This window comes from Vibrio kanaloae, assembly GCF_024347535.1.
GTDB lineage: Bacteria > Pseudomonadota > Gammaproteobacteria > Enterobacterales > Vibrionaceae > Vibrio > Vibrio kanaloae.
Genome location: NZ_AP025498.1, coordinates 641,531 through 667,785 on the forward strand (window position 1 = coordinate 641,531; position 26,255 = coordinate 667,785).

Sequence of the window (26,255 nt, forward strand, 5' to 3'; positions counted from 1 at the left end):
TGGTTACTTGTGCCAAATGATTAGCGCCATCACTAATCACTTTCTGTGACTTTAAAAGCGTCGGGCTTAACGTAATTGCTTAACCACTTGTCGAGCATATGTTGTAGTGCACCTAATGAAGTAGGTTTTTCTAGGCGGCCATCCATCAATTTACGTATCATATCTAATTCGTATTGTCCTGACTCTCCAGAAAGAGCAATGATAGGTACATGGGGCGAACGAGCCTTTATTACTTGGCTTGCGTCAAAGCCATTCATGACTGGCATTTGCACATCCATTAAGATCAAGTCTACTTGGTTCGTTCTACACAGCTCGATGGCATTTTCACCGTTTTTTGCTTGTATGCTGTTAACCCCAAGTCGAGTTAAATACATTTGAACAAGCGTACGTTGTACTTCTTTGTCGTCGACAATGAGTACTGTCGGTGCTTGGCTACCACTTCCGGCTTGTTTTACTAAGTGAACGTCGGCTTTGGCTTTATCTTCTGCTGTTGTTTGGTTTTGTTTCCAATCATTGAAGTAAGGTGTACGCAGCGTTGCTGCTTTGGGAGCGTTAGGCACAACCGGGAAATACAACTTGAACTCAGTAAACTCACCAAGTTTAGATTGACATTCAACTCTGCCACCAAATGAGCGCATAACGCGTTGGCAATAACCTAAGCCTAAGCCGCTACCACCGCTTTTTTGATGAGAAAAAAAGTCATCGAAGATCTTGTGAGAAATGGTTTCGTCAATGCCCGGGCCGGTATCACGAAATGTGAGGACGTTCTCGTAAGCCCCTGTTTTGGTGCTGATCTCAATTTGGCTATCTGGATAGGAGTCAAAGTAATAGATCGCATTACGTATTAAGTTAAAAATAACGAAGTTAAATAAGGTCTCATTCAATTTTACAACAAAATCATCATGTTGTGGCAAACGAATCCGCTCAATAATATTCTCATTTTCGAAACCATAGTGGCTTACAGCCTGATCTACGGCTTTGTGAATAGAGGTCACCGTAATTGGTTCATGTTCTGGTGAGCTATCACTGACTTCGCGTAAGATGATGTCAATCAACTGTCGTCCACGTTGGATGGCAGCTTGACCACTCTCAATATCAAGTTGGATTTGTTTAGCTGGTGCTTGATTATCAATGTGCTGTTTTAATACTTCAAAATGCAATTGTACTTGGGCGAGTGGGTTACGCATTTCATGAGCAATTGAATTAGCAAGTGCACGGCTTTGTCGGATGCGCTTATCTGCTTCGATGGTACTTTGTACACGAGTTAATAAGGTCTGTAGCGCAGAGATCTCTTCATTAGAGAACATCTGATCATTGCTCTTGTGTGAAGAGACCAATAAGTGTGTGACCGACTCACCCTGGCCAAACAACGGCATCACCAAGGCGGTGTTGTTGGAACGCATTTTTTCATACAGTGCTTTTATTGAGCGTTTCATCGGTGCTGTGTAACCTAGCTCCTCAGAAAGTTCATCGAACACCAAAACTGACTTGTTTGTCGAAAGGTAATCCTCGTAGAGGGTTTCATTGTAGTTACTGTTAATTAGTCGCAGCTTGTCCTCTGGAATTTGTAGTAGGTGGCCTAAGCGACGCATCGCATCATCAATAGAGAGCTTGAAATCTTCTTCCAGAGCAAGGATTTGCTGGACTGGTGTTTTTGGGTTTCCGTAAATCAAGAAAGAGGCATAGCGACTCACGCGTTTGTAGAGAACATGCCAGGTGATACCAATAAGTGCGCAGATTGGGACTGCTACTAGCCATTGATTGTTGTCGGTCAATGGGATGAATATAGCGCCGAAAGGTATCACTAAAATAACACAAGCCAACAGCGCGTTGAGGCTCATGTAGGCGAGATACTTCACACTGTAGAAACGCGAGGTTAGCAGGGCATAACCAACGAATAACATTTCACTAATAGACAATGCTGGAGGCAACCAAGTGAGTGAGAAATCACGCAAAAAATAGGTCATACCGAGGTGAATTGTCGCGGTAGACAGCATGAATACCAAGATACCTGCAATCATGTAGCCGGTTTTAGTTAATGTGAGCTTGCTACTGTTGGCGCGCATGGCCATTAGGTTACTTAGTGTAAGAACAACAAAACTAATCATTCCAATGAAAAAATATGGCGTATGCGGACCGAATTCAATAACGAATTTGCTAGGGCCAGTAATGATGACATCTTCAACGGTTAACCCCGGACTTAAGTTAATAAAGAAGGAGTAGACCGTAAAAGTAACGAAAATAGCTTGTTGCCACAGGTGGACCTTACCATTACGTTGTTCTGCAGCGAGTTGGCACGAGAAGTAGTAGGCGAAGGCAAATGCAAAGAACGAGGCAAGATTAGCAATTTTTGCGGTCAATATTGCGGCTGAAGTACCAAGATCCGGCAACAAGTCGGAATGGAAGTAGGCGTTACTGCTGATCCACGCAACAATACAAACCGAGTACGCGATGTAAGGTGCATGGTGTGTACCTGCGATCACTTCGTTCTTTTGTTTAAGGCGATAGCAATAGTAGAGTAACCACATCACGACTACAGCAACCGTCGCAAGAAGCGTTATCGCTTTGGCGTGGATGACCGCTTCTAAGCCGAAATCAAACATGTTCATCCTTATTTACCGAGTTTGGTTTATGTACAGAGTTTTGTTTTTCTATCGAGCCAAGTTTTCTGCTTTCACGAACTCGGTGTTTGTAACGGCGAAAATCTGTGTTACTGAACACTTTTACCATCATTTCGAAATTCCAGAACCCGCGATAAATTGTTGTACCATCACCATTTAACTCGCAATATCCAGAGTGGAAATAGGCTTTTGGGTCGATAGCTTGATAAAACTGAAGCATGAAAGGTTGCTCAATAATGGTGAAGCCGATTTTGTAGCCAACTTGGTGTAATACGCTCATCAACTCTTTTTGAGCGAGATAGAGGAAGTAGAGCTTTTGTTGGGTATTCCCGCTTACTGTTAGACGGAGGATTTCACAAATAGCGCGCTCATCGGTCAATTGTAATTGGAACTGGTTATCAAATTCAGGCAAAGAGTAACATTTTGAGAGCGTCGATGGCGTGAAAAGCTGTAACTTTACTAATTGATCGTAACCATGACTTGGTAAACAGTATTGCCATTGCTCATTACTGAACGGTGGTGCGTAACTTAACCAAGTTTCATTTTTTGACCAATCTTGAATGAGCGCAGAAGAAACCAGTGTCGGAAAGGCTTCGCTGGCTGGGTGCTTGAGTAGAATAAAGTGCTTACCCGTTTGAGATAGGTGCAGTAAAGGCAGCATCTCAAACCATTTTTCACCCTTTATGAATACCTCAAGATTGCTCAAAGCGATAGCATCGCATATTGGCATTCCTTGTGGGTGACTCGGTGTTTGTACGATAAGTTGATCATTCTCTATCTGTTCAATGATCGCACCATAGTAAGCACTATCTTCAACGGGGAGATCTACAGAAGAGTGGAGCGGGGCTTTTAATGGTGACTTTGCTTTTATTACGGCAATTTCACACTCACACCAAAATTCTAACCAATGCATGTAGCACTGGCCTACGACTGCTTCAAGTTGAATTATCTCGGATGATAAGGTGCTTGGATAGCGCTGAATGAGATCTCGATAATCCATTAAATCAAATAATACAGAGAAGCTCTTGTTTTGGTGTTCAGAGAAGAGTGATTCTAATTGGTTTCTACGATAGTTTGTTACGGTATGGAAAAGAACTGTGCGCTCTTGTGGCTGATAAGCACCAATAACGAGTTCTATTAGCGCTCGTTGTTTTTTTTCGATAGACAGACTGCTAGCCAACAGTGAGCCTAAAGACGACGTTAATTTCATGTAGTTAGCCTAGCCTGGGTTTATTGATTATTATTCGATCTGGCACCAGTCACCGGACATTTATTTTAAGTATTTGATGTAACGTTACATAGAGTGAGCACAACAACTCTCGTCTATTGCGTGAACATAAGCTGCACAATCGGGCCAAGTTTACTACTTAAGCTTACCCTTAACAACAGCGCTTTATCATGTGGATTTTAATTTGTAAATTACAATATTATCAGTATCTTGCGTGAGTTTTTGGTACGTTTAGCCTGACGTATTCAAGTCGATCATTAACTTTTTGGTTCGATAAATGAGTGTGAAATATCTATTTTTTGAACCAACCTCATAATTAATACGCAACTGAATTCACCTTATGAATTACAAGGAATATAACGGCGGCCTTAAATATATAATCAATTCATGAGTGTTGTTATGTCTCATACCCGTTTATTCCCACGTCGTCGTTTGGCACTGGCTCTTGTTCTTGCCAGTATTTCCAGTTTTACTTTTGCTCAACATCAGTGTGATGTTCCTGACCTTCAGCGATCTCCTGATCTCGCTCTCGCTGTATCAGCTGCGGATAGCAGCTGCTATAGCTCTTGGTTCTCAGCCCCGGATAATTCACTAGACAATATCTACAGTGAAGCGAGTCTAAGCCGTATTCAAATTGCACTTGACTTAGAAATTGCCCGTTACCGAGGTGAAGCTGAGCAAGCACGTAAACTGGAGAACTTTGGCGAGTTTATTCGTGCGGCTTATTACGTCCGCTATAACGCGCAAGTACAAGACTTCAGCGAAGCGTTGAGTCAGCGATTTGCTCAATCAACCAACGCTTTTTTAGCTAACCCTAACGCGCTAGATCAAGGCCGTGAACAAGTGGGGGCAATGAAAAGTCTGACGTTGATGGTCGATAACGTTAAGCAATTACCACTGACCATGGATGCACAACTTGCGGCACTTCGTCAATTCAACCGAGAAACCGCACAAGACACTCAATGGGTTGATGGTCTCAACAATTTATTTCGCGCAATGGCAGGACATGTTGCTCGAGATGACTTCTACGATTACATGGCTAATCATACACAACACATCGATACGTTGGCGGCATTCGCGCGTGATAACATGTGGGCTTTGGACACGGATGCGAGCTTTCTGGTTTATAACGCAGTTCGTGAAACGGGTCGCTTGTTGGTAAGTCCAGATAAAGCAACCAGAGACAAAGCACTGCGAGTGATGCAACAAGTGATGGCACAAAACCCACTGGGTAGCGAGCACGATAAGCTTTGGTTAGCGGCGGTTGAGATGATGGGGTATTACGCACCTGACGGCTTGAATGGATTGGATCTAGAGCAAGCAAAACGTGATCTAGCAATGCGTATACTTCCTAACCGTCATGAGTGTCAAGGGCCTGCGATTATTCGCTCACAAGATTTAACGCAAGCACAATCACTTGAAGCGTGTGATGTGCTCGCGGCGAAAGAGGTGGACTTCCATCAAGTTGCGAACACAGGTCAACAACCTGTGACTGACGACAATAACGAACGAGTAGAAGTCGTTGTGTTCGGCAGCAACGGCAGTTATGTAGATTACTCCTCTTTCTTATTTGGTAATACGACTGATAACGGTGGTCAGTATCTAGAAGGCGACCCTTCACAGGTGGGTAATGTTGCTCGTTTTATCGCTTATCGCTACGCCAATGGCGATGACCTTTCTATTCTCAACTTAGAGCATGAATACACTCACTATCTCGATGCACGCTTTAACCAATATGGATCGTTTAACGACAATCTGGCACACGGTTATGTGGTGTGGTGGTTAGAGGGGTTTGCCGAGTACATGCATTACAAGCAAGGCTACGATGCCGCGCTAGGCCTTATAAGCAAAGGAAAAGTGAGCCTGTCGGATGTGTTCGCGACTACATACTCTCACGACACTAATCGTATCTATCGCTGGGGTTACTTAGCGGTGCGCTTTATGTTGGAAGAACATCCGCAAGACGTAGAAAGCTTATTGGTATTATCTCGTTCTGGTCAGTTTGCTGAATGGGCGAAGCAAGTGAAATTCCTTGGGTCGCAATACAATGGTGAGTTTGAGCGTTGGTTAGACACAGTTTCAAGTGAGCCAACAGATCCGGTTGATCCTACAGAGCCGCCGGACCCTACAAAACCGACAGAACAAGTCAAAGTACTTGCTGAAAATCAAAGTGTGGTGTTGAGCGGCGAGGCGTACAGCGAGCAGTTGTTCTATGTTGATGTGCCAGAGAACGTAACGCATTTTGAAGTTGCTATTCGGCGCGAAGGTGAAGGGCACGGCGATGCGGATCTGTACATGAGTTACAACAGAGAAGCACATTACTATGACTTTGAGTTTAGCCAGTATCGAGACGACAGTAATGAGTTAGTGACGTTTGACCCTGAACTGTCAGGTTATATTAAATCAGGTCGCTACTACATGAGTATCACAGGTCGATCTGATTTTAGTAATGTGACATTGGTGGCATCTCTGGAGACAGAAACGCTAACACCACCAACACAAGATAAAGATGATTTAACACCGGTAGTATTGGAATCAGGTCACGCTCAAACCCTTACCGTTCATCAACGACGCTACGCTGCAGTCTATGTTCCGCAAGGTGTACAAGAAGTTCGAGTGTGGCTGAACGATAAAAGTAACAATGCGGAAAATGGACAGTCAAATACAGGCAACGTCGACTTATACGCAAGCAATTCATATTGGCCAACGGCAGGGCAACATGAATATCAGTCTGACTCCAATGGAAGCAATGAATATTTACAAATACCGGTAACTGAAGCGGGTTATCTGCACTTCTTGCTCGATGCAGAGCAACAAGGGGATGAAGTCGAAATGTTGGTGTATTTTCATTAATAAAACAGACATTAACACAAACAGTATTAACTGAAACGTCACCTACTTAAATGGTTTAAATATCAGGTAGGTAGACAGATAAAAGCCGGGCATCAGTGTCCGGCTTTGTATTTTTTAACAGTGTTCTGTGTTTATGGGGTAGTTACAGTGTCATCTCTGATGAAGTGATGACATTCGAGGTTTAAGCTTTCCTGCATATAAAACATCATTTTGAGTAACCTCTCGTGAATGATAGATGTAGAGAGAATTTATGAAGAAAGTACTATTGGCAACCTTGTTTAGTGTTGTTGCGTTAGCTGGATGTAGTCAGAAAACTGAGGTTTCTGATCAATCACAAGAGGAAATGAATCCTATTTGCAGCACTAAGAACCTGACCGGCGGTTGGTCACAAAGTGACATCACGCGAGAAGCTAAGCAAGCGTTAGATGTGGTTCTAGGGCAAATGAATACCACTGCTAAGCTCAAAAAAATATTAGGTGTTCGAACTCAGGTAGTCGCTGGTTTAAACTATGCTATCGAGTTTGAAATGGATAATGGTGAGGTGTGGAATACCATCGTTTACCGTTCTCTACAAGGTGACATCGAAATGACGCAACCTGCACAGAAAGGTCTTCTGTGCTCATAGTCTAGATACGCCTGTACCTTGTGAGATAGGCTGATAGCAAATAAAAATGGCTCCGTATTGGGAGCCATTTTTGTTTTAAGAAGACTGATTCACTGAACGATTTCAGTCGGCCAGCTCGGGCTCAGCTAACTCCTGAACACAAGCTCGGCTGATGTCTTCATCAATGTAGGCCATACCGAGTTTATTGAGGTAGTCCATGCGATCTGCAGTGCGAAGCTCGATGTCGGGGCCTGCAATGTTGTTGGCTTGATAAATTTCAGTGAGGTGAGACATGAATTGCTCGCCCACGCTCATCATCAATAGGCTCATTGCGCCTACGTCCGGTCTTACTTTGGTGCGTTGCTTTTCAGATAGGTTTACCGCTAGTACGATAGGTTGTTCTTCACCTTCGAATCGAACGCCTCGCTCACGAACGGTTTGTTGAGCCCAGTAGTACGCCAGTTCTTTACTCTGAGTGAGAAACACTGGCTCAACCGATTCGGAATAGTTGTTGCCGATGGTTGCCATAGTTTTTGAAGCTGCTTCGTTGAGCGCTTTGTCACCAGAGCGTTTTAGGCCTTGGCCTTGAATAGAAGCCAATAAAGCTGAAGATGTGCCGTGATACCAAGTATCACCCGTCGCGAAACCATTCTCTGATAACAGTGTTTTTGCATCTTGTAGGTGTGTAGGTATTGAAGTCATAGGCACTCTCAACAAATAGGAATCTGAACAAATATGTATACAGTTAGCTTAAACAGAAGTTGTTCGGTTAACCGTGGTGTGGAACACAAATCTGAGGCTTTGAGATAAAGCTGGCAGTACAAGCTTTATCTCAAAGCCTTCCCCCGGATCTTACCTAAGTAAGAGAGAAGGGCGGGGGAGGCTTTAGCGTTAACGATTAATCAAGAGCGTTAGCGACTAATCAAAGTGTTAGCGATTAATCAAATTGGTTCGATGTATTCGCTTCACCCGCTGCTTTTAGTGCATTTTCGCCAGCAAAGTATTCTTTGTGGTCGTCACCCATATCTGAACCAGACATGTTTTGGTGTTTAACACATGCGATGCCTTGGCGGATTTCTTTACGCTGAACATTCGCAACATAACCCAACATGCCTTGGTCGCCGAAGTACTCTTTCGCAAGGTTGTCAGTAGACAGCGCTGCAGTGTGGTAAGTCGGTAGAGTAATCAAGTGGTGGAAAATACCCGCTTCACGTGATGCGTCCGCTTGGAATGTACGAATCTTGTCGTCAGCACTTGCAGACAGTTCAGTTTCGTCGTATTCCGCGCTCATTAGATTCGCACGATCGTAAGCTGATACATCTTTACCTTCAGCAACCAATGCATCGTAAGCTTGCTGACGGAAGTTTAGCGTCCAGTTGAATGATGGAGAGTTGTTGTAAACCAGTTTCGCGTTAGGGTGAACTTCGCGAACGCCGTCCATCATCTCTTTGATTTGACCGATGTGTGGTTTCTCAGTTTCAATCCAAAGTAGGTCAGCACCTGCGTTGATTGCTTCGATACAGTCAAATACACAGCGGTCTTCACCAGTACCTTGGCGGAATTGGTATAAGCCTGAAGGTAGACGCTTAGGTCGAACTAGCTTGCCGTCACGGTTGAAGCAAACATCACCTTCAGCCATATCAGCAACATCAACCTCTTCAACATCTAGGTATGAGTTGTAGATGTCACCTTGGTCGCCAGGCTCTTTCACTACAGCGATTTCTTTTGTTAGACCAGCACCTTGTGAATCGGTACGAGCAACAATGATGCCGTTATCGATGCCTAATTCAAGGAATGCGTAACGAAGTGCGCGAAGTTTTGCGTGGAAGTCAGCGTGTGGCACCGTTACTTTACCGTCTTGGTGACCACATTGCTTCTCATCGGCAACTTGGTTTTCAATTTGTAGACAGCAAGCGCCCGCTTCAATCATCTGTTTAGCCATTAGGTATGTTGCTTCCGCATTACCGAAACCCGCATCGATATCTGCGATGATTGGCACCACGTGTGTTACGTGATTGTCGATTTTGTCTTGGATAAGGTCTTGTTGGTTAACGTCGCCCGCTTCACGTGCAGCGTCTAGCTCACGGAATAAACCACCCAGTTCACGAGCATCAGCTTGGCGCAGGAATGTGTATAGTTCTTCTACTAGGCCTGCAACTGATGTTTTCTCATGCATCGATTGGTCTGGAAGTGGACCGAAGTCTGAGCGAAGTGCCGCAACCATCCAACCTGAAAGGTAAAGGTAGCGGCGATCTGTCTTGCCATCAAAGTGCTTCTTAATAGAAATCAGCTTTTGTTGACCGATAAAACCATGCCAGCAACCTAAAGACTGAGTGTATTGAGAGCTGTCTTTATCGTAAGCCTCCATATCCGCACGCATGATATCTGCCGTGTATTGCGCGATATCCAGACCTGTTTTGAATTTGTTTTGAGCTCGCATACGAGCAGCAGATTCAGGGTTAATTGCATCCCATGGAGCACCTGCAGCGCTTTTTGCAACTTCAATCTTTTCGATATCTTGTGTAATTTGCGACATAACTATTCCTTAGTTTCACGTGGGGTATGGTTGCCAAATTGGCTTGGATTAAAACTTTGCTATGGACAAAGAATAACCACGCATGTGATAATTTTGTTAATTTATAGTTATTATATTCGGTATTTTTCTTATGAATATTGCTCGTATAGACCTTAATTTGCTTGTGTATTTAGACATGTTGCTACGTGAAAGAAACGTTACACGAGCGGCAAATCAATTGGGAATAACTCAACCAGCCATGAGTAATGGCCTTCGTCGATTACGTGATCTGTTTGAAGACCCACTGTTGGTGAGAACCAGTGAAGGAATGGTTCCTACCGAGCGAGCGCAAAAGTTGCAGCCGCTGGTTCGCAACATCTTGGCGAATGTAGAAAAGACGCTACAGCCCACCACTGAGTTTAGGGCTGAAGATAGCGAACGTGTGTTCCGTATCATGGCGAGTGATTATGCTGAATCAACCCTTATTCAGCCGCTATTAAAAAAACTGAGTGAGATAGCGCCGAAAATACGACTGGATATAATGACGCCAAGTGATGTGAGCTATCAGGATGTAGAACAAGGTACTGTTGATATTATCATCAACCGTTTTGATGATATTCCACAGTCCTTCCATCAGATGAGCCTTTGGCACGACGGGTTTTCTTGCCTATTTAGCTGTGACAATCCAATAGCCGACAACTTTGATATTTTATCTTATTTAAAGGCGCAACACATTTGGGTAAGTAAGACGGGTATGGGAACTGGAGTCGGGATCAATCCAAGTGAAGCGCAAAAGCTCGGTTGGATAGATGAAGCATTAATGCGCATTGGTAAAACCCGCAATATCACGGTGTTTACCCGACATTATCTATCTGCGATTCTCTTTGCTCAGCAGAAAAACCTTATCCTTACTATTCCAACTAAAGCCGCGCAATTACAGCGCAACAATCCTAATTTATTAATCAAACCAGCCCCATTTGCGATTGAACCTTTCGAGGTGAAAATGGCGTGGAGCCCATTGTTACAAACCAATCCAGACCACCAGTGGATGCGTCGCTTGATTAAAAGTGTCGCCAATGAAATAGAAAGCGGTGTGACGGAGTAACATAGTTTGCAGGGTATTTTTTATATGAATATTCAGTATAACAGGCATAAATTAGCTAAATTTACACCTGTTAAGTAAGTTTAAACTAGTTATTTAAATTTAAGTCAGTTAAGTAAATATATTGAGTAGTCATCAGTTAGCTTGAGAGAGATTTTATGAGCAGTCGTATTCAACAGGGAAGCTTGAACATTGATAGCACCCTCTACCAATTAATTAATGAGCAGGTCATTCCTGGAACAGGCATTATCGCTGAAGACTTTTGGCAATCTTTTGCAGCGATCCTTAAAGATCTGGCACCAAAAAATCGTGCTTTGCTTATCAAGCGTGAAGATCTTCAACATCAGATTGATGCTTGGCACCAAGAGCGTGCTGGTCAAACACTCGACGCAGCAGAGTACAAACAGTTCTTGCAGCAGATTGGCTACCTAGTGCCGGAAGGTGAAGACTTTCAAGTAACCACCGCAAGCGTTGAGCCTGAAATTGCGACACAAGCAGGCCCACAGCTTGTGGTGCCTATCATGAACGCGCGATTTGCACTTAACGCAGCAAACGCGCGCTGGGGCAGTTTATACGATGCGCTCTACGGCACAGATGTCATCAGTGAAAGCGATGGTGCAGAGAAAGGTGGCAGCTTTAACCCTGTTCGTGGCGCTAAAGTAGTGAGCTATGCTCGCGGCTTCCTTGATGACGCCGCACCGTTGAATGGTGTTTCTCATAAAGACGTGACCAAATACAGCATCAGTAATGTGAGTATTGGTAACACGCTGACAGCAACGTTAGATAACGGCGAAGAAGTCACTCTCATTGATCGCAACCAGTTTATTGGTTATCAAGGAGACGCAAGCGCGCCTTCTTGCATTCTGCTGAAGCACAATAATCTCCATATCGAAATTCAGATCGATCCGAGTGCGCCAATTGGCAGCGTTGATGTGGCTGGAATTAAAGATGTGTTGGTGGAATCGGCTCTCACCACCATTATGGATTGCGAAGACTCTGTCGCTGCGGTTGATGGTGAAGACAAAGCACTGGCTTACCGTAACTGGTTAGGTTTAATGAAAGGTGATTTACAAGAGTCGCTTGAGAAAAACGGCAAAACTATCGTTCGTAACCTCAACCCAGATCGTCAGTATACCAGCGTGACGGGTGGCGAGATCTCGCTGAAAGGCCGTAGCATGTTGTTCATTCGCAATGTGGGCCACCTAATGACCAACCCTGCGATTATTGATGCGGAAGGTAATGAAGTGCCTGAAGGCATTATGGATGGCATGGTGACATCGCTCATCGCAATGCACGATTTAAAGGGTAATAGCCCGTATCAAAACTCAACCGCGAACAGCATTAATATTGTAAAACCTAAGATGCACGGCCCTGAAGAAGTGGCTTTCACCAATGAGTTGTTTGGTCGAATTGAAGATGCATTAGGTTTAGATCGCTTTACGATTAAAGTCGGCATTATGGACGAAGAGCGTCGTACCTCTGTGAACTTGAAAGAGTGTATTCGCGCAGCCAAAGATCGTGTCGTGTTCATCAACACAGGTTTCCTAGACCGAACGGGTGATGAAATCCACACCAGTATGGAAGCAGGACCATTCGCTCCGAAAACACAACTGAAAACCATGACTTGGATTGGCGCATACGAAGATCAAAATGTTGATCTTGGCTTAGCTTGTGGCCTGCAAGGTAAAGCTCAAATCGGTAAAGGTATGTGGCCAGAGCCAGATAATATGGCGAAGATGATGGACGCGAAAATCGGACATCCACAAGCGGGCGCGAATACGGCTTGGGTACCATCGCCAACGGCTGCGACTTTGCATGCTTTGCACTATCACAAAGTGAGCGTACCAAGCCGCCAGAAAGAGCTTAGTGAGCGAGTGAGAGCCAATGTAGACGATATTTTGACTATTCCGCTACTAGGCAATCAAAAGCTGACCGCGAAAGATATCCAAAATGAATTGGACAACAATACGCAAGGTATTCTTGGTTACGTAGTTCGTTGGATTGACCAAGGAGTAGGTTGTTCGAAAGTGCCAGATATTAACGATGTAGGGCTAATGGAAGACCGAGCGACGCTGCGTATTTCAAGCCAACACATCGCTAACTGGTTACGCCATGGTATTTGCGATGAAGTCCAAGTAATGAAAACCATGAAACGTATGGCGGCCGTCGTTGACGAGCAAAATGCAGGCGATCCGAGTTACCGCAATATGGCACCAGATTTTGAAAACAGCATTGCTTTCTCAGCAGCTTGCCAGTTGGTATTTGAAGGTTGTGCTCAGCCAAGTGGTTACACCGAGCCTGTATTGCATGCTATGCGACTGAAGTTAAAAGCACTTGCATAAAACAAGGCTGCTAAATTGTTAGATAGCTAGAAAACAAAATAGCAAAGCAACGTAACCGTGTTACAGAATAACTAAATAACAACGTCACTTAATAATAAAACCACTAAGAAAAGAAACATCCATTTAAACCGAGCCCAAGGTGCCGCGCTTTATAGCGCGGCTTTTTTTTTGAGTGTTCACGGGGAATGGAAAGGGAAGAAAAGAACTGACTTAGTGATGAAACGTATTACTACTAACCTCATTTTCCACCAAAGCATAGATACTTAATATCCATGTACTCGTCGATGCCTTCTTTAGCGCCTTCGCGGCCAATACCTGACTGCTTAACCCCACCGAAAGGTGCAACCTCTGTTGAGATGAGGCCGTCATTAATGCCAACCATACCGTATTCAAGTGCTTCTGCTACCTTCCACACACGGTGGATATTCTGGCTGTAGAAGTAAGACGCTAAACCATAGATCGTATCGTTCGCCATTTCGATCAGCTCTTCATCGCTATCGAACTTCATAACAGGAGCGACAGGGCCAAAAATCTCTTGTTGAACGATGTCCATGTCGTGCTTCACGTCTTTAAGAATGACAGGTTGAATGAACAAGCCCGCAAGCTCTTGCGTTGGGGTTACAGGCTGGGCACCTTGTTCAATGGCGCGGTCAATCAAACCTTGGATGTTCTGTTTCGCTCTTTCACTGATCACAGGGCCAATGTTGATGCCTTCGTCTAAGCCGTTGCCAATTTTGAGTTGCTGCACCGCTTGGTCGAATTTAGCCACAAACTCATCGTGTACTTTGCTGTGAATATAGAATCGATTAGCACAAACACAGGTTTGGCCTGCATTACGGAATTTCGAAGCCATTGCGCCTTGAACCGCAGCATCGATATCGGCATCGTCAAACACAATAAACGGAGCATTACCGCCAAGCTCCATCGAGGTGCGTTTGATTCCTTTTGCAGCTTGAGCCATTAAGATACTGCCGACACGGGTAGAGCCTGTAAAAGAGATCTTTTTGATCAATGGGTGTGAGGTGAATAGCTCGCCAATCTGTTCTGGGCTGTCACCCAATACAACTTGAAGCAGATTTTTAGGAATACCCGCTTGGTAGGCCAGTTCAACAACAGCAAATGCTGAAAGTGGCGTTTCGTCAGAAGGCTTAACAATAAAACTACAGCCAGCCGCCAGTGCAGGCGCGGCTTTACGTGTGATCATCGCTATCGGGAAATTCCACGGTGTGATGGCACACGCCACTCCGATCGGCTGCTTGATCGTCACTAAGTGTTTTCCTGCGACTGTGCTTGGAATTGAATCACCATAGGTACGCTTTGCTTCTTCAGCGAACCATTCGATAAAGCTTGCACCATAAACCACTTCGCCCGTTGCTTCTTCCAACGGCTTGCCTTGTTCGATCGTCATTAAGTGAGCAAGGTCGTCCTTGTTTTCAAGGATCAGTTGATGCCAAGCTTTCAGTATCGCAGCGCGAGATTTAGCCGGAATTTTTGCCCACTCTTTCTGTGCAATATGAGATCGCTCGATAGCTCTGTCTAATTCTGTCTCAGATGATATAGGAGCATGTCCAATAAGCTCACCCGTTGCTGGGTTGGTTACTGCTACTGCTTTATCCGCTTCAGTCACCATAAAAGAGAGTAAGCGCTGGTTATTAATTTCTAGCATGTGATTCCTTCTTGATGATTACTAACACGTATTGATGCGGTTATTGAGTTGATGTCTATGGCAGTGCTGATGATTCGTTTTAGCCTACCAATGTTATTCTTGCGCCCAGTTGTCTGCTTCTATCTTCGCCAATGCTTTCGCGGCTTTTTGAAGAGCAGGTAGGAACTTGATCGCTTCGTCTGGTTTCACTCGAATCACTGGTGCTTGGATTGCCAAACCGAGATTGGATTGACCGGTTGGTGATGGAATGAGTACTGCGATACACACCAAACCCGGTAGAAACTCTTCGTCATCAATCGCAAAGCCTTGGATCTTAGCTTGTTCGATGTCTTGCTCTAACACTGAGTAGTCGGTGATGGTTTTCACTGTGTACTGAGTCAGTGGCACGTTTTCGATCAGTCTTCTGCGTTGTGATTTCGACATGTGAGCCAAAAACAATTTGCCTGTCGCTGAGCAGTGCACAGGAACGCGAGAGCCAGGTTGCAAATGGAAGCGAAGTGGCGCTTCGGTTTCTGCGCGGTCAAGGTAGATGATCTCACCGCTTGATAGTGCGGTTAGGTTGCAGCTCTCTCCTACTTCTGCTCGAAGGTTTTCAAGAATCGTGCGCCTCGCGCTGTGCATGGTGCTGTTGAACAGTAAGTTTTCAGCCAACTTTCTGAGTCGAATGCCAGAGCTGTAATGCTTTTCATCACCGTCTCTTTGAATGATGCCTGCGGATTCTAATTGTTGCAGCATGCGGTGTAGGGTGGGTTTCGGTAGTCCTGTTTCTTCGACGAGCCCTTGAAGAGAAATAAACTCGTCTTTTTGCGCTATCACCTCTAATAGTGCAAAAAGTCGGAGAGTGGGCGTATCTCCTTGAACTTGTGGTGTTTCTGTTTGCATACAGTGATTCATCCTTGCGATATGTCTATGTGTAAGAGTGTACATATCAAATCAATATTCTTCAATTATCTGAATAAAATTTGACCTTTTTTATTATTTAAATAATATAAATACAAATTATGGAACAATTAATCTCAATAAGTGGAATTTTAAAATGAAAGCAATTGAACGGATTATTGATAAGGCGCACTTAGATCGTAAGCGTGTGGTTTTGAGTGAAGCTGAAGACCCTCGTGTACTCAAAGCGGCACGATTAGCGATAGATAAACAGCTCGCTTATATCACGCTGGTGGGCGACGAAAAGGCGGTTATCGAAGCCGCTCAGCTGCATTATATTAACCTTGCGGGCATTCATATTGTTTCACCACAAACATCAGCACTTAAAGCCGTGTTGGCTGAACGGCTCTATGAGTTAAGAAAAGCCAAAGGCATGACTTATGAAGATGCATTGGAGAAGGCCACAGACCCACTGATTTTTGCCAACTTGATGGTAAGGGAAGGACTGGTTGACGGCACGGTTAATGGAGCGGTTTATACCACATCAGATGTGGTGCGAGCCGCGCTGCAGATCATTGGGCCTGCACCAGACAGTGAATTGGTCTCGAGCTTTTTTCTGATGATGTTGTGTGAACCTTTCCATAATCTTAAAGGTGGCATGATTTTCAGTGATTGTGGTTTGGTAATTAACCCTAATGAAACTGAACTTGCATCGATTGCAGTGGCGGCATCAAACAGTGCACAAACGCTGTTGATGGAAGAACCGAAAGTCGCAATGCTCTCCTTTTCGACCAACGGCAGTGCCAAACACGAATCGGTCGATAAGGTTCGTAATGCCGCTCAACTCGTGAAACAACGTTGTCCCGGTATTGCGGTTGACCAAGATGTTCAGCTTGATGCAGCGATTGTCACCGAAATAGCGGCTAAAAAGTTGCCAGATTCAGAGGTCAAAGGCCAATCGAACGTGTTGGTATTCCCCAATTTAGAAGCTGGTAATATTGGTTATAAGCTTGCGGAAAGGTTGGGTGGGGCAGTTGCGATTGGTCCGTTGTTGCAAGGGCTGAATCAGCCTGCCAATGACTTATCCAGAGGGTGCAGCGCCGAAGATATCTTCAATGTAATTGCAGTGACTGCCGTGCAAGCACAACAAGGTAAAACGGCAAATCCAATGACGGGTGTTGAAGCTGATGCTCAAGAAGCTAAAGAAAGAGAAGAATCAGAATTTGAGTTTAGATACTAAGACTCAATACCTAAAGCTCGCTACATACTAAGTAAAAAAACTAATTAGGATTACCAATGGAGTTACCTGTTTTACTCGCCATTCTTACCACTATTGCGATAGGTACCTACTTCCAAACGGTCACGGGTTTTGGCCTCGGTATCATCGTGATTGGTTTAACGGTCAGCCTTAATTTGGTTTCCTTACCAGTTATAGCCGCTGTGGTCAGTATTGTGACCTTGTTCAATTGCTTGGTTGCGTTGATGGGTAAGCCATTGCTTGGGGAACTCAAGATTTTGGTGGTGTTAGTTATCGGTATTATCCCCGGCGTGTCTATGGGGGTGTTCTTGCTAGACGAGTTGAGCGATTCGGCCACGAATATTCTCCGAGGACTATTGGGTGCGATGGTGTTATTCGCAGGTTTGAGCTTTATGTTCAAACCTAAAACCAGAAAGGACCGTTCGGCAACGGTATCTTTCTTGTTATCTGGTTTTAGTTCTGGGCTCGCGGGTGGGTTATTCGGTATGGCAGGCCCACCGATTGTTTACCATCTCTATCGACAACCTTTTACGCTCGATCTGGTGCGAAGCACACTGCTGATGGTGTTCGCGTGTACGTCGATGTCACGTACTGTCAATGTCTACGCTGCAGGCGACATGGAACCGAGCATACTATGGTTATCAGCGATCGCTGTTCCCTTGGTGGCGCTTGTCACGATGTTTGCTCGACGTTTTCCACCGCCGTTGTCCAATGATCAACTCAGAAAGTTGGTGTTTATTGTGTTGATGTTGATTGGTGGGTATTTAATGGCTGTCTCTGCATGGTCGTTACTTGCGGCTTAGAACGTTTTCTTTATCAAAGTTATCTTTGAAGGAGGAGGGTTTGATTCCGTTTAATGTTTGATTAAACCCTCCTCACAGACACATCAACGCTTTAGCATCTCGAAGATGCTCTTAGATAAACCAAACAGGCAGCTTTCTTGTACATCTAAAGTGATGTTACTGCGGTAGTACGGGCTTAAATCGACACCCATTCCCACACCATGAATTTCGATACTGTTCTTGGTTGATTCACGCTCAATGACTTGTTTGAGGTGGTTATCCAAATAGAACTGATCGTTGGCTGTGCTGGTGGCGGTATCCATCGGGCAGCCGTCTGAGAACACGATTAAAACCTTTCTTTGTGCAATGTGCTGTTGCAACCGCTGACTAGCGAACTGCACCGCTTCGCCATCAATCCCTTCTTTAAATATATCGGCTTTGCGAAGGCTCGCAATGCCAAGGCGAGAGCGTCTCCAATGTGTATCAAAATCTTTAAACACAATATGTCGAACTTCGTTTAAGCGGCCTGGGTGTTTCGGCTGACCTTGCTTGAGCCACTGTCGATAAACTTTGCCACCGTTCCAGTTATTGGTGGTGAAGCCAATAATCTCAAATGGGATATCAGCCAATCCTACGGATTTGAGAATTGTATCTATCAGTAGACTTAGCTTGTGACTGTGTTTCTGCATTGAACCTGAGCAGTCCATCAAAAACGTGATGGCACATTGATGAGATGCGCCGATGTCAGGTTGATAAAAGACAGTGCGATCCAATGGCGACGTGATGAGCTTGGTTATGGTGGTGGCGTTAACAATGCCTTCTTCTAAATGATCCTGACGTCGGTTCGTTTGTGGAGTGGCAACAAAGCGAGTGAGCATCGCGGCTAAACGGCGAGTGTTGACTTGTCTCGCCATGATGTCATCAGTGAGCTTTTGCCTCAGATCGAGTAACAGAGCGCGCCTGACGAGTTTATCTGCGGCGACCACGTGGTCAAATTCTGAATTAAAGACCTGATAATTGGCGCCCGACAGTTCGAATACCTTGCTACTGCCTGTGATGTCGGTATCGACGTCTTCATCTTGAATGTCGCCATCAACAATCAATGCAAGCTGAGCAAGGATCTTAATGTCTTCTTCAACCGTAGGTGTCGGCGAGTTATTACTCTCTTGTTCTTGGTTGATAAGCTCTTGTGCTAAAGAGGCTAGCTCAGTGGCGCAGTGTGCAAACTGTTGTTGGTTGCTTCTATGTTGCTTTAAGCGCCTCAGGCTGTGCCCAAAAGTAGGCACGATGCCGGCACGTGTCGATTCAATGGTTTCAGCAACCGGTTCCGAAACTGGAACACCGGTTAAGCGAGTGTGGATAACCTGCATCAATGTGAAGAGCAGCATGCCAATGCGAGATTCAGTGAAACCATTCTGATGATATTGGTCGCTCCAATACGCAAAGTTGAATTGAATACTGTTGGTTACACCTTTTAGATAAGATGGAACTTGAGATTCAATTCGCACCTGTTCGCAGAAGTCGTAAAGCAGACGTTCGACTTCGTTTTTCGGTCGCAATGAGTAATGAAGTTCAGCATCAGAAAGCAATAGTCGCAGTGCCGATGAATCGATCTTACCTTGCATCGATAGCTTGCTGCTTTTTAGCTCGTGGCGAGACACAAAGGTCAGATCGTTGGTGTGCGCGGACTGGTAATAAAAGGGCTTATTGCCTTTATAGAGACGCTCTCCTCGATAATTCAGGCTCAACTCGCCACTGATCGCTCTGGCGACAGACACACCAAGGTCGAGGATCTTTTTCTGCTGGGAAGAGACATTGGCCATGGTTTACGACTCCGAGTGCGAATAGTTTTGAGTATGTGTTTCCAAGGCTTCCCCAAAGCAACGGAAATAGTATTCGCTTACCAACTCTTTCTCTTCGTCTTCGCAGCGATTTAAGAATGACAGCCTAAATGCGGTGGCTACATCGTCGAATATTTGGATGTTTTCGGCCCAAGTGAGCACCGTTCGTGGCGACATCACAGTCGAAAGGTCGCCAGCCCGAAACCCGTTGCGTGTTAATCCTGCCGTTGCGATCATTTTCTCAACCAGTTGTCGGCCACTTTCATTATTCAGCTCCGGCAGCTTAGATAGCACGATCTTGGTTTCATGTTGTGGGTCTAAATAGTTGAGCGTAGCGATGATGTTCCATCTATCTAACTGGCTGTGGTTAAGCACTTGAGTGCCGGAATATAACCCCGAGAAATTACCCAAACCAAGTGTGTTACAGGTAGCAAATAGACGGAAAGAGGGGTGGGGAGTGATCACTCGATTTTGCTCTAAAGAAGTGTATTTGCCGTCTTGCTCTAAGAGTTGTTGAATTACAAACATCACGTCAGGGCGACCAGCGTCGTACTCATCCAATACCAGTGCGATGGGTTGTTGAATGCTCTGAGGAAGAATGCCTTCTTTAAACTCTGTTACCTGCATTCCGTCTTTAATGACGATGCTGTCTTTACCTATGAAATCCAATCGACTTAAGTGTCCGTCTAGGTTGATCCTCAAACATGGCCAATTCAATCTCGCGGCAATTTGCTCAATGTGAGACGACTTGCCCGTTCCGTGTGTACCTTGTATCAACGTACGGCGATTAGAGGTGAACCCCGCCAATATCGCCAGCGTCACTTCAGGATCAAAACAGTAGTTAGGATCGACTTTTGGCACATACTCTCCCACATGTTCAAACGCCATCACCGTTAGGTTGCTGTCGATGCCAAAGCACTCTCTAACACTTACCTGTCGCGTTGGTGTCAATTCCGACTCTTTCATCATTCTTCCCTCTATATAACCCATTACTTGTCGATGTTATTGCGCTATGTCGTCGATTATTAACAGCTCCAGTTAAGTTAACGGCACTTTTTGTACGAAAAACTATCAATAATGTGATCTAGTTTTGTTAATTAGAATGAATCGTTCCAATTTAATATAAAAAGTTGACGCGCAAAAAATCTACAACTAAGGTGAAAATGAATTCAAAAAAGAGACAAATCATTCCGAAAAATGAAATTTTGGTTAACTCAAGGAGAATGGAAGAATGAGTGAGCAAGAAAAACGTACGGTTGTTTCCGGCACAGTAACAATGACACCATCAGAAGCGTTCGTTGAAACTATGGTTGCTAATGATGTTACCGACATGTTCGGCATCATGGGGTCAGCATTTATGGACGCAATGGATATCTTTGCTCCTGCTGGCATTCGATTGGTCCCAGTAGTACACGAGCAAGGTGCTGCTCACATGGCAGATGGTTACTCTCGTGTATCGGGTCGCCACGGTGTGGTTATCGGGCAAAATGGCCCGGGTATCAGTAACTGTGTGACTGCGATTGCAGCGGCGTTCTGGGCACATAGCCCGGTCGTCATTGTGACGCCAGAGACAGGCACTAAAACAATGGGCTTAGGTGGTTTCCAAGAGTGTAACCAGCTACCAATGTTCCAAGAGTTTACTAAGTATCAAGGACACGTAACGCACCCAGACCGTATGGCGGAATACACAGGCCGATGCTTCGACCGTGCGATGAGCGAAATGGGTCCGACTCAACTGAATATTCCTCGTGACTACTTCTACGGTGAAACTCAAACTGAGATCCCAAAACCCGCGCGTTTAGACCGTGGTCCGGGTGGTGAAAAATCTTTGAATGAAGCGGCAGACCTGATTGCAGAAGCGAAATTCCCAGTCATCATCTCTGGTGGTGGCGTGGTAATGGCTGACGCAGTTCAAGAGTGTGCAGCATTAGCAGAAAGGCTGGGTGCGCCGGTTGTGAACAGCTACCTACACAATGACTCGTTCCCTGCTAGTCACCCATTATGGTGTGGCCCTCTAGGCTACCAAGGTTCGAAAGCAGCAATGAAATTGATGGCTCAAGCGGATGTGGTTATCGCTTTGGGTACACGTCTTGGTCCATTTGGTACTTTGCCTCAACATGGTATGGACTACTGGCCGAAGAACGCGAAAATCATTCAGATTGATGCAGACAACAAGATGCTTGGCCTTGTTAAGAAGATCTCTGTTGGTATCTGCGGCGACGCGAAAGCAGCTGCGGTTGCTCTATCTGAAAGATTAGAAGGCCGTGCACTGTTGTGTGATGACAACAAAGGCGCTCGTCAAGACACCGTCGCTACAGAGAAAGCACTTTGGGAAAAAGAGCTTGATGAGTGGACACACGAACGTGACTCTTTCAGCTTGGATATGATTGAAGAAAACTCACACGAGACTCCGTTCTCTGGTGGTGAATACCTACACCCACGCCAAGTACTGCGAGAGCTAGAAAAAGCGATGCCAGAAGACGTAATGGTCTCGACGGATATCGGTAACATCAACTCAGTGGCAAACAGCTACTTACGCTTTGAAAAACCACGTAGCTTCTTTGCTGCAATGAGTTTCGGTAACTGTGGTTACGCATTCCCGACCATCATTGGTGCGAAAGCAGCGGCACCTCATCGTCCAGCTATCTCTTATGCAGGCGACGGTGCGTGGGGCATGAGCCTGATGGAAACCATGACATGTGTTCGCCATAACATTCCAGTGACAGCCGTGGTATTCCACAACCGTCAATGGGGTGCAGAGAAGAAGAACCAAGTCGACTTCTACAACCGACGCTTTGTTGCTGGTGAACTGGATAACCAAAGCTTTGCAGAAATCGCACGAGCAATGGGTGCTGAAGGCATCACGGTTGATAAGCTAGAAGATGTAGGTCCGACTCTACAAAAAGCCATCGACATGCAAATGAACGAAGGCAAAACAACCATCATTGAAATCATGTGTACTCAGGAATTGGGCGACCCGTTCCGCCGAGATGCACTATCAACGCCGGTTCGTTTCCTAGATAAATACAAAGATTACGTATAAGTCATAGGAAGTTTGTCCGACCAAAACAGTCTCGTGAATGCAAGATAAAGAGTTATCGAGAATGTGGTCGGGCAAACGAATTAAGTTCTAACACTAGGTATTAATTTAAAACTGGATGATGAAACAGAATGGTTAAACGACCGAGTCTATTTTAAAGATTATTAATAGATTTATTATGTAAATATTGGGTAATATATTTTTATTATTTCGTTTTAAATGTTAGGGAATTAATGAAATTATTAAGATGAATAGGTTGACGATTACAGTAATATAAGCTTATCAATAATTATTATGAGTGACTTTTAAATAGTAATTATCGATAAATAGATAGAGTTATGAGTCTTTAGTCTATGTGTTTTATTAGATGTCAGTATTATTTAATAAATAAAAATTTATTTTTTATATTGTCGGTTGGTTGGAACCAAATATGAACAACAAACTTTATATCAGCACACTCGAGGAACTGTATAAAATAATCGAGTCATTAATGACTGAATGCAGTGATCAACGTGGTTTGATTTATAACGTATGTGATTATGAAAACAGTAATCTGATGCCAAGTTTAGGCCGTTCAAATCGTAGGAACATACGCCGTGTCGAACAAGAGCTGCTTGCTACGGTGAGACTTTACGGTGGTCACTCGCTGAGTTCTAACGATATAAATGACTGGTTATTGATGTGTTTAGCCAAGAAACTGGGCTTTCCCACCCGTTTACTGGAATGGACTGATAACCTGTTAAATGCGCTGTGGTCGGTGTGTCACAGCCAAAGTAAAGACTGCATAAATATAATTAAAGCTGTTGATTATCAGCGGGTTAGTTTCTTTATTTCACCGTGTGATCTCAACAAAACACAGATATTTAATGTGGCGGATTGCGATAAACAAGAGCCACGCAAGGACAAGTGGTATTCCATTCACCCATTTAAGGAAGGTGGCAATGATGCCATTCAGCCTTTGTACGATGAGAAAGAATATTCAAACGGTCTAGTGTCCGTTCATATTCTTCCATCAATGAAAGTAAACCTGATAAAGGAGTTAATATCCATGAATGTTTTAAATGAACCGAAAGAATATGTCGAAGAGAAACTAACAGATTTAAAAAATGAAGCACATGTAGATAACAACCAAGTAATAAATAAAGGTGATGGCAGTATCGAATTACAAGTTAATACTCATGATCGTCAACTTGAACAGTATGGTCGAAAGTATCATCAAGACTTTGATTTCGACTAAAGGCTAACACGTTCCAATTTAATTATATCTTTGATATCGAGAGTGAAAATCCGATAAAATAAAATTAGAACACTAATTAATTTATAAAAAGATGAAATCTGTGAGCTTAGAGATTGTTTATAACCTAACTCGAAGTTAGAGTGACTAACCTTGTTATCAGGTTGTTAAATTTTAAAAAGTCTAGTTTAAACACTCTAATAAAAAAGTGGCGCAAAGCTACTGAAATTTAAACCAATAACGAAAACATAAAGGATTCTGGAATATGAATATGCAAACCAATGCACCGACATTCGTGCTGGAAAACCAAGTCGACACCGCTTTTTTACAGTCTTTCAGTGATGCGTGGAATAACCATGATATTGAGGCGCTCATGTCTTTCATGACGGAAGACTGTGTATTCCACACGGTGGCAGGCGAAGGCTTGCTTGGAAACACTATCGAAGGGTACGAAGCGGTTCGAAATAGCTTTGAATTGGTTTGGCAGAACTTTCCAGATGCGGCTTGGAGCGACCCTGTGCATTTTGTGTGTGGTGACCAAGCAGTGAGTGAGTCAACGTTTTCTGCAACGAACCCGGATGGCAGCGTCATCGAAGCTCGCATGGTCGACGTATTTACTCTGAAAGATGGAAAAATCAGCGTAAAAAATGCCTTCCGTAAAACACGACCTCTTTTGACTCCTAACAACACTCCCAAGAGCTAGACACGAAACCACAACCCGTTCACGTGTTATGACTAGGAGAGTCGAATTATGAGTTTAGTAATGGAACAACCGGCAGCCGATGTGCCGCCAAAGGTGAAAAGCACCCAAGCACAAGAAAGTACCCAAGCAAAAGAAAGATACGATCCAAAATACGATCCACTTAAAGATAAAAGCCCAGGTTATGGTAAGGAATACGCTCCGACTTATTGGGTCGATACCGCAGGCGCACCACCTGAAGATGATGGTCCAATTACATCGGATATGGATGTTGATGTGGCGATAATTGGTTCAGGCTACACAGGCCTAAGTACCGCGATACACCTTGCTGAAATGTACGGCATTAAAGCGACTGTGATTGAAGCTAACCGTATGAGTTGGGGCTGCAGTACCCGAAATGGTGGTCAGGCTCAGTGTGCGTCAGGACGTTTGAAGCGTTCTCAGTGGATTGAACGCTGGGGCTTAGAAACGGCGCTAAAAATGCACCGCGAATGCGTCGATGGCATGAACACATTTAAGTCTCTAATCAAAGACATTGATTGTGACCCGCAGCCGGGTGGCCACTTATATGTGGCTCACCGTCCAAAAGTGATGGCAACGCTTGAGAAAGAAGCCAAGTTGCTGCGTGACACGTTCGATTACGATGCGCAGATCTTAGATGCGGAAACCGTAAAACGTGATTACGTTGGTGATCAAGAAGCGGCAGGCGCGATGCATGAGCCCGAAGGGATTGGCATTCATGCTGGGAAATTGGCGTTTGGTTATCTAAGAAAGGCGAGAGCTCTCGGCGTAAAAGTTCACCCAGCAAGCCCTGTGATGGGATGGGAAACTCGCAACGGTGTGCACTACCTGAAAACGCCAGGTGGTGTGGTTAAGGCACGTTCCGTTGGTGTTTGTACGGGTGGGTATACCAGCCAAGGTTTGCATTCAGAGCTTAAGAATCGCCTATTACCAGTCCTTTCTAACTCGATGGTGACGCGTCCGTTAACTCAAAGTGAAATCGCCGCGTGTAACTTCAAAACCAATCAAGTGATTACTGATACTCGAATTCTGCGCCACTACTACCGTTTGTTACCGGATAACCGAGTACAGATTGGTACACGCAGTGCCATCAGTGGCAAGAACGCACCTGAGAAGAAATATGAAGACATGTTGAGAGCGGATTTAACCCGAAAATTCCCGTCTCTCGATCAGATCCAAATCGATTATTCATGGTGGGGCTGGGTGGATGTTAGCCACGACATGATGCCGAGAATTTATCAGCCAAACCCAAAACAATCCATCTTCTACGCACTGGGTTATGGCGGCAATGGTGTGATGTATTCCGCTCAAGCCGGTAAACGCCTTGCTCAGTGGATAGCAGGTGAAGGTCACAAGCTCGACCTACCAATATTTGAATCAAAACTTCCGTTCCCCAACGTGAGGGAAGTGGTGGAATCTGAGATGTTTGCACCATTTCGAAGAGTAGGGCAACAGTTCCTTTATCAGTGGTATTCGTTAAAGGATGAAAAGCTGTAATCGCGACTCGAACATTGTTTCCAAAATAGGGAAATAGAACTACGACCAGGAAAGTTGTACCAGGTCACCTTG

General features: G+C 44.6%; 18 protein-coding genes. 10 read left to right on the forward strand and 8 right to left on the reverse strand.

All coding sequences use genetic code 11. The features are described 5' to 3' along the window. Window positions 1-32 precede the first annotated feature (32 nt). Both luxN and OCV24_RS17080 read right to left on the reverse strand, forming a co-directional pair. Entirely contained in the window at window positions 33-2,603 is a 2,571-nt protein-coding gene (luxN, locus tag OCV24_RS17075; RefSeq protein ID WP_150877471.1) for a quorum-sensing autoinducer 1 sensor kinase/phosphatase LuxN, read from the reverse strand. Further along, entirely contained in the window at window positions 2,596-3,831 is a 1,236-nt protein-coding gene (locus tag OCV24_RS17080) for an acyl-homoserine-lactone synthase (RefSeq protein ID WP_150877469.1), read from the reverse strand. Before OCV24_RS17080 ends, luxN begins: the two co-directional genes overlap by 8 nt. 417 nt (window positions 3,832-4,248) lie before the next feature. Here OCV24_RS17080 and OCV24_RS17085 point away from each other — a divergent pair, with 417 nt between their 5' ends. Both OCV24_RS17085 and OCV24_RS17090 read left to right on the forward strand, forming a co-directional pair. Then, window positions 4,249-6,702, forward strand: coding sequence for a M9 family metallopeptidase (locus OCV24_RS17085; protein ID WP_150877466.1), 2,454 nt, complete (start codon window positions 4,249-4,251; stop codon window positions 6,700-6,702). 250 nt (window positions 6,703-6,952) lie between these two features. Beyond that, window positions 6,953-7,327 carry a cystatin domain-containing protein gene (locus OCV24_RS17090; protein WP_150877464.1) on the forward strand — a complete coding sequence of 125 codons (375 nt, stop codon included), beginning with the start codon at window positions 6,953-6,955 and terminating at the stop codon, window positions 7,325-7,327. A 102-nt stretch (window positions 7,328-7,429) separates the two neighbouring features. On the opposite strand, the gene OCV24_RS17095 is transcribed toward OCV24_RS17090, so the two are convergent. Together OCV24_RS17095 and OCV24_RS17100 are read right to left on the reverse strand one after the other, a co-directional pair. Continuing rightward, window positions 7,430-8,008, reverse strand: coding sequence for a hypothetical protein (locus tag OCV24_RS17095; protein WP_050620478.1), 579 nt, complete (start codon window positions 8,006-8,008; stop codon window positions 7,430-7,432). Window positions 8,009-8,243: 235 nt separating this feature from the next. After that, window positions 8,244-9,842, reverse strand: a complete 1,599-nt coding sequence (locus OCV24_RS17100; protein WP_046223159.1) for an isocitrate lyase — start codon at window positions 9,840-9,842, stop codon at window positions 8,244-8,246. A 130-nt stretch (window positions 9,843-9,972) separates the two neighbouring features. Here OCV24_RS17100 and OCV24_RS17105 point away from each other — a divergent pair, with 130 nt between their 5' ends. Together OCV24_RS17105 and OCV24_RS17110 are read left to right on the forward strand one after the other, a co-directional pair. Then, the gene (locus tag OCV24_RS17105; RefSeq protein WP_017057927.1) at window positions 9,973-10,926 is read left to right on the forward strand and encodes a LysR family transcriptional regulator; all 954 of its coding nucleotides are present in this window, start codon (window positions 9,973-9,975) and stop codon (window positions 10,924-10,926) included. Window positions 10,927-11,081: 155 nt separating this feature from the next. Next, complete coding sequence (locus OCV24_RS17110) at window positions 11,082-13,265, forward strand: malate synthase G (RefSeq protein ID WP_146448728.1); 2,184 nt, start codon at window positions 11,082-11,084, stop codon at window positions 13,263-13,265. 238 nt (window positions 13,266-13,503) lie between these two features. Here the strand turns inward: OCV24_RS17110 and OCV24_RS17115 are convergent, their stop codons facing one another. Beyond that, window positions 13,504-14,931: an NAD-dependent succinate-semialdehyde dehydrogenase gene (locus OCV24_RS17115; protein ID WP_017057929.1), complete on the reverse strand. Its 1,428-nt coding sequence runs from the start codon at window positions 14,929-14,931 to the stop codon at window positions 13,504-13,506. A 93-nt stretch (window positions 14,932-15,024) separates the two neighbouring features. Continuing rightward, window positions 15,025-15,813, reverse strand: a complete 789-nt coding sequence (locus OCV24_RS17120) for an IclR family transcriptional regulator (protein WP_017057930.1) — start codon at window positions 15,811-15,813, stop codon at window positions 15,025-15,027. A 154-nt stretch (window positions 15,814-15,967) separates the two neighbouring features. On the opposite strand from OCV24_RS17120, the gene pta reads away from it, so the two are divergent. Continuing rightward, window positions 15,968-17,050: a phosphate acetyltransferase gene (gene pta / locus OCV24_RS17125; RefSeq protein WP_150877462.1), complete on the forward strand. Its 1,083-nt coding sequence runs from the start codon at window positions 15,968-15,970 to the stop codon at window positions 17,048-17,050. A 56-nt stretch (window positions 17,051-17,106) separates the two neighbouring features. Beyond that, a complete protein-coding gene (locus OCV24_RS17130; protein WP_150877460.1) occupies window positions 17,107-17,871 on the forward strand; it encodes a sulfite exporter TauE/SafE family protein in 765 nt (254 codons plus the stop codon). 83 nt (window positions 17,872-17,954) lie between these two features. Here OCV24_RS17130 and OCV24_RS17135 read toward each other — a convergent pair whose 3' ends face one another. Together OCV24_RS17135 and OCV24_RS17140 are read right to left on the reverse strand one after the other, a co-directional pair. Then, the gene (locus OCV24_RS17135) at window positions 17,955-19,673 is read right to left on the reverse strand and encodes a cobaltochelatase CobT-related protein (protein WP_150877458.1); all 1,719 of its coding nucleotides are present in this window, start codon (window positions 19,671-19,673) and stop codon (window positions 17,955-17,957) included. Between the two features lie 3 nt (window positions 19,674-19,676). Then, the gene (locus tag OCV24_RS17140; RefSeq protein ID WP_167514243.1) at window positions 19,677-20,660 is read right to left on the reverse strand and encodes an AAA family ATPase; all 984 of its coding nucleotides are present in this window, start codon (window positions 20,658-20,660) and stop codon (window positions 19,677-19,679) included. Between the two features lie 262 nt (window positions 20,661-20,922). Between OCV24_RS17140 and xsc the strand changes: the two genes are divergently transcribed. The 4 genes from xsc (at window position 20,923) to OCV24_RS17160 (ending at window position 26,183) form a co-directional block, all read left to right on the forward strand. After that, entirely contained in the window at window positions 20,923-22,734 is a 1,812-nt protein-coding gene (gene xsc, locus OCV24_RS17145) for a sulfoacetaldehyde acetyltransferase (RefSeq protein WP_017057935.1), read from the forward strand. A 427-nt stretch (window positions 22,735-23,161) separates the two neighbouring features. Further along, window positions 23,162-23,968 (forward strand): FRG domain-containing protein, encoded by an 807-nt coding sequence (locus OCV24_RS17150; RefSeq protein WP_150877456.1) that lies wholly within the window; start codon window positions 23,162-23,164, stop codon window positions 23,966-23,968. A 262-nt stretch (window positions 23,969-24,230) separates the two neighbouring features. After that, window positions 24,231-24,668 carry a nuclear transport factor 2 family protein gene (locus OCV24_RS17155; RefSeq protein WP_060469319.1) on the forward strand — a complete coding sequence of 146 codons (438 nt, stop codon included), beginning with the start codon at window positions 24,231-24,233 and terminating at the stop codon, window positions 24,666-24,668. Window positions 24,669-24,716: 48 nt separating this feature from the next. Then, window positions 24,717-26,183, forward strand: a complete 1,467-nt coding sequence (locus OCV24_RS17160) for an NAD(P)/FAD-dependent oxidoreductase (protein WP_150877454.1) — start codon at window positions 24,717-24,719, stop codon at window positions 26,181-26,183. Window positions 26,184-26,255 lie beyond the last annotated feature (72 nt).

What these genes read in the sequence shown, in the direction of transcription:
- OCV24_RS17080 (WP_150877469.1), bottom strand. Translation starts at nt 3,831, where the DNA reads ATGAAATTAACGTCGTCTTTAGGCTCACTGTTGGCTAGCAGTCTGTCT.
- OCV24_RS17110 (WP_146448728.1), top strand. Translation starts at nt 11,082, where the DNA reads ATGAGCAGTCGTATTCAACAGGGAAGCTTGAACATTGATAGCACCCTC.
- OCV24_RS17135 (WP_150877458.1), bottom strand. Translation starts at nt 19,673, where the DNA reads ATGGCCAATGTCTCTTCCCAGCAGAAAAAGATCCTCGACCTTGGTGTG.
- OCV24_RS17130 (WP_150877460.1), top strand. Translation starts at nt 17,107, where the DNA reads ATGGAGTTACCTGTTTTACTCGCCATTCTTACCACTATTGCGATAGGT.
- xsc (WP_017057935.1), top strand. Translation starts at nt 20,923, where the DNA reads ATGAGTGAGCAAGAAAAACGTACGGTTGTTTCCGGCACAGTAACAATG.
- OCV24_RS17095 (WP_050620478.1), bottom strand. Translation starts at nt 8,008, where the DNA reads ATGACTTCAATACCTACACACCTACAAGATGCAAAAACACTGTTATCA.
- pta (WP_150877462.1), top strand. Translation starts at nt 15,968, where the DNA reads ATGAAAGCAATTGAACGGATTATTGATAAGGCGCACTTAGATCGTAAG.
- OCV24_RS17100 (WP_046223159.1), bottom strand. Translation starts at nt 9,842, where the DNA reads ATGTCGCAAATTACACAAGATATCGAAAAGATTGAAGTTGCAAAAAGC.
- OCV24_RS17155 (WP_060469319.1), top strand. Translation starts at nt 24,231, where the DNA reads ATGAATATGCAAACCAATGCACCGACATTCGTGCTGGAAAACCAAGTC.
- OCV24_RS17105 (WP_017057927.1), top strand. Translation starts at nt 9,973, where the DNA reads ATGAATATTGCTCGTATAGACCTTAATTTGCTTGTGTATTTAGACATG.
- OCV24_RS17140 (WP_167514243.1), bottom strand. Translation starts at nt 20,660, where the DNA reads ATGATGAAAGAGTCGGAATTGACACCAACGCGACAGGTAAGTGTTAGA.
- OCV24_RS17115 (WP_017057929.1), bottom strand. Translation starts at nt 14,931, where the DNA reads ATGCTAGAAATTAATAACCAGCGCTTACTCTCTTTTATGGTGACTGAA.
- OCV24_RS17160 (WP_150877454.1), top strand. Translation starts at nt 24,717, where the DNA reads ATGAGTTTAGTAATGGAACAACCGGCAGCCGATGTGCCGCCAAAGGTG.
- OCV24_RS17090 (WP_150877464.1), top strand. Translation starts at nt 6,953, where the DNA reads ATGAAGAAAGTACTATTGGCAACCTTGTTTAGTGTTGTTGCGTTAGCT.
- OCV24_RS17150 (WP_150877456.1), top strand. Translation starts at nt 23,162, where the DNA reads ATGAACAACAAACTTTATATCAGCACACTCGAGGAACTGTATAAAATA.
- OCV24_RS17120 (WP_017057930.1), bottom strand. Translation starts at nt 15,813, where the DNA reads ATGCAAACAGAAACACCACAAGTTCAAGGAGATACGCCCACTCTCCGA.
- OCV24_RS17085 (WP_150877466.1), top strand. Translation starts at nt 4,249, where the DNA reads ATGTCTCATACCCGTTTATTCCCACGTCGTCGTTTGGCACTGGCTCTT.
- luxN (WP_150877471.1), bottom strand. Translation starts at nt 2,603, where the DNA reads ATGTTTGATTTCGGCTTAGAAGCGGTCATCCACGCCAAAGCGATAACG.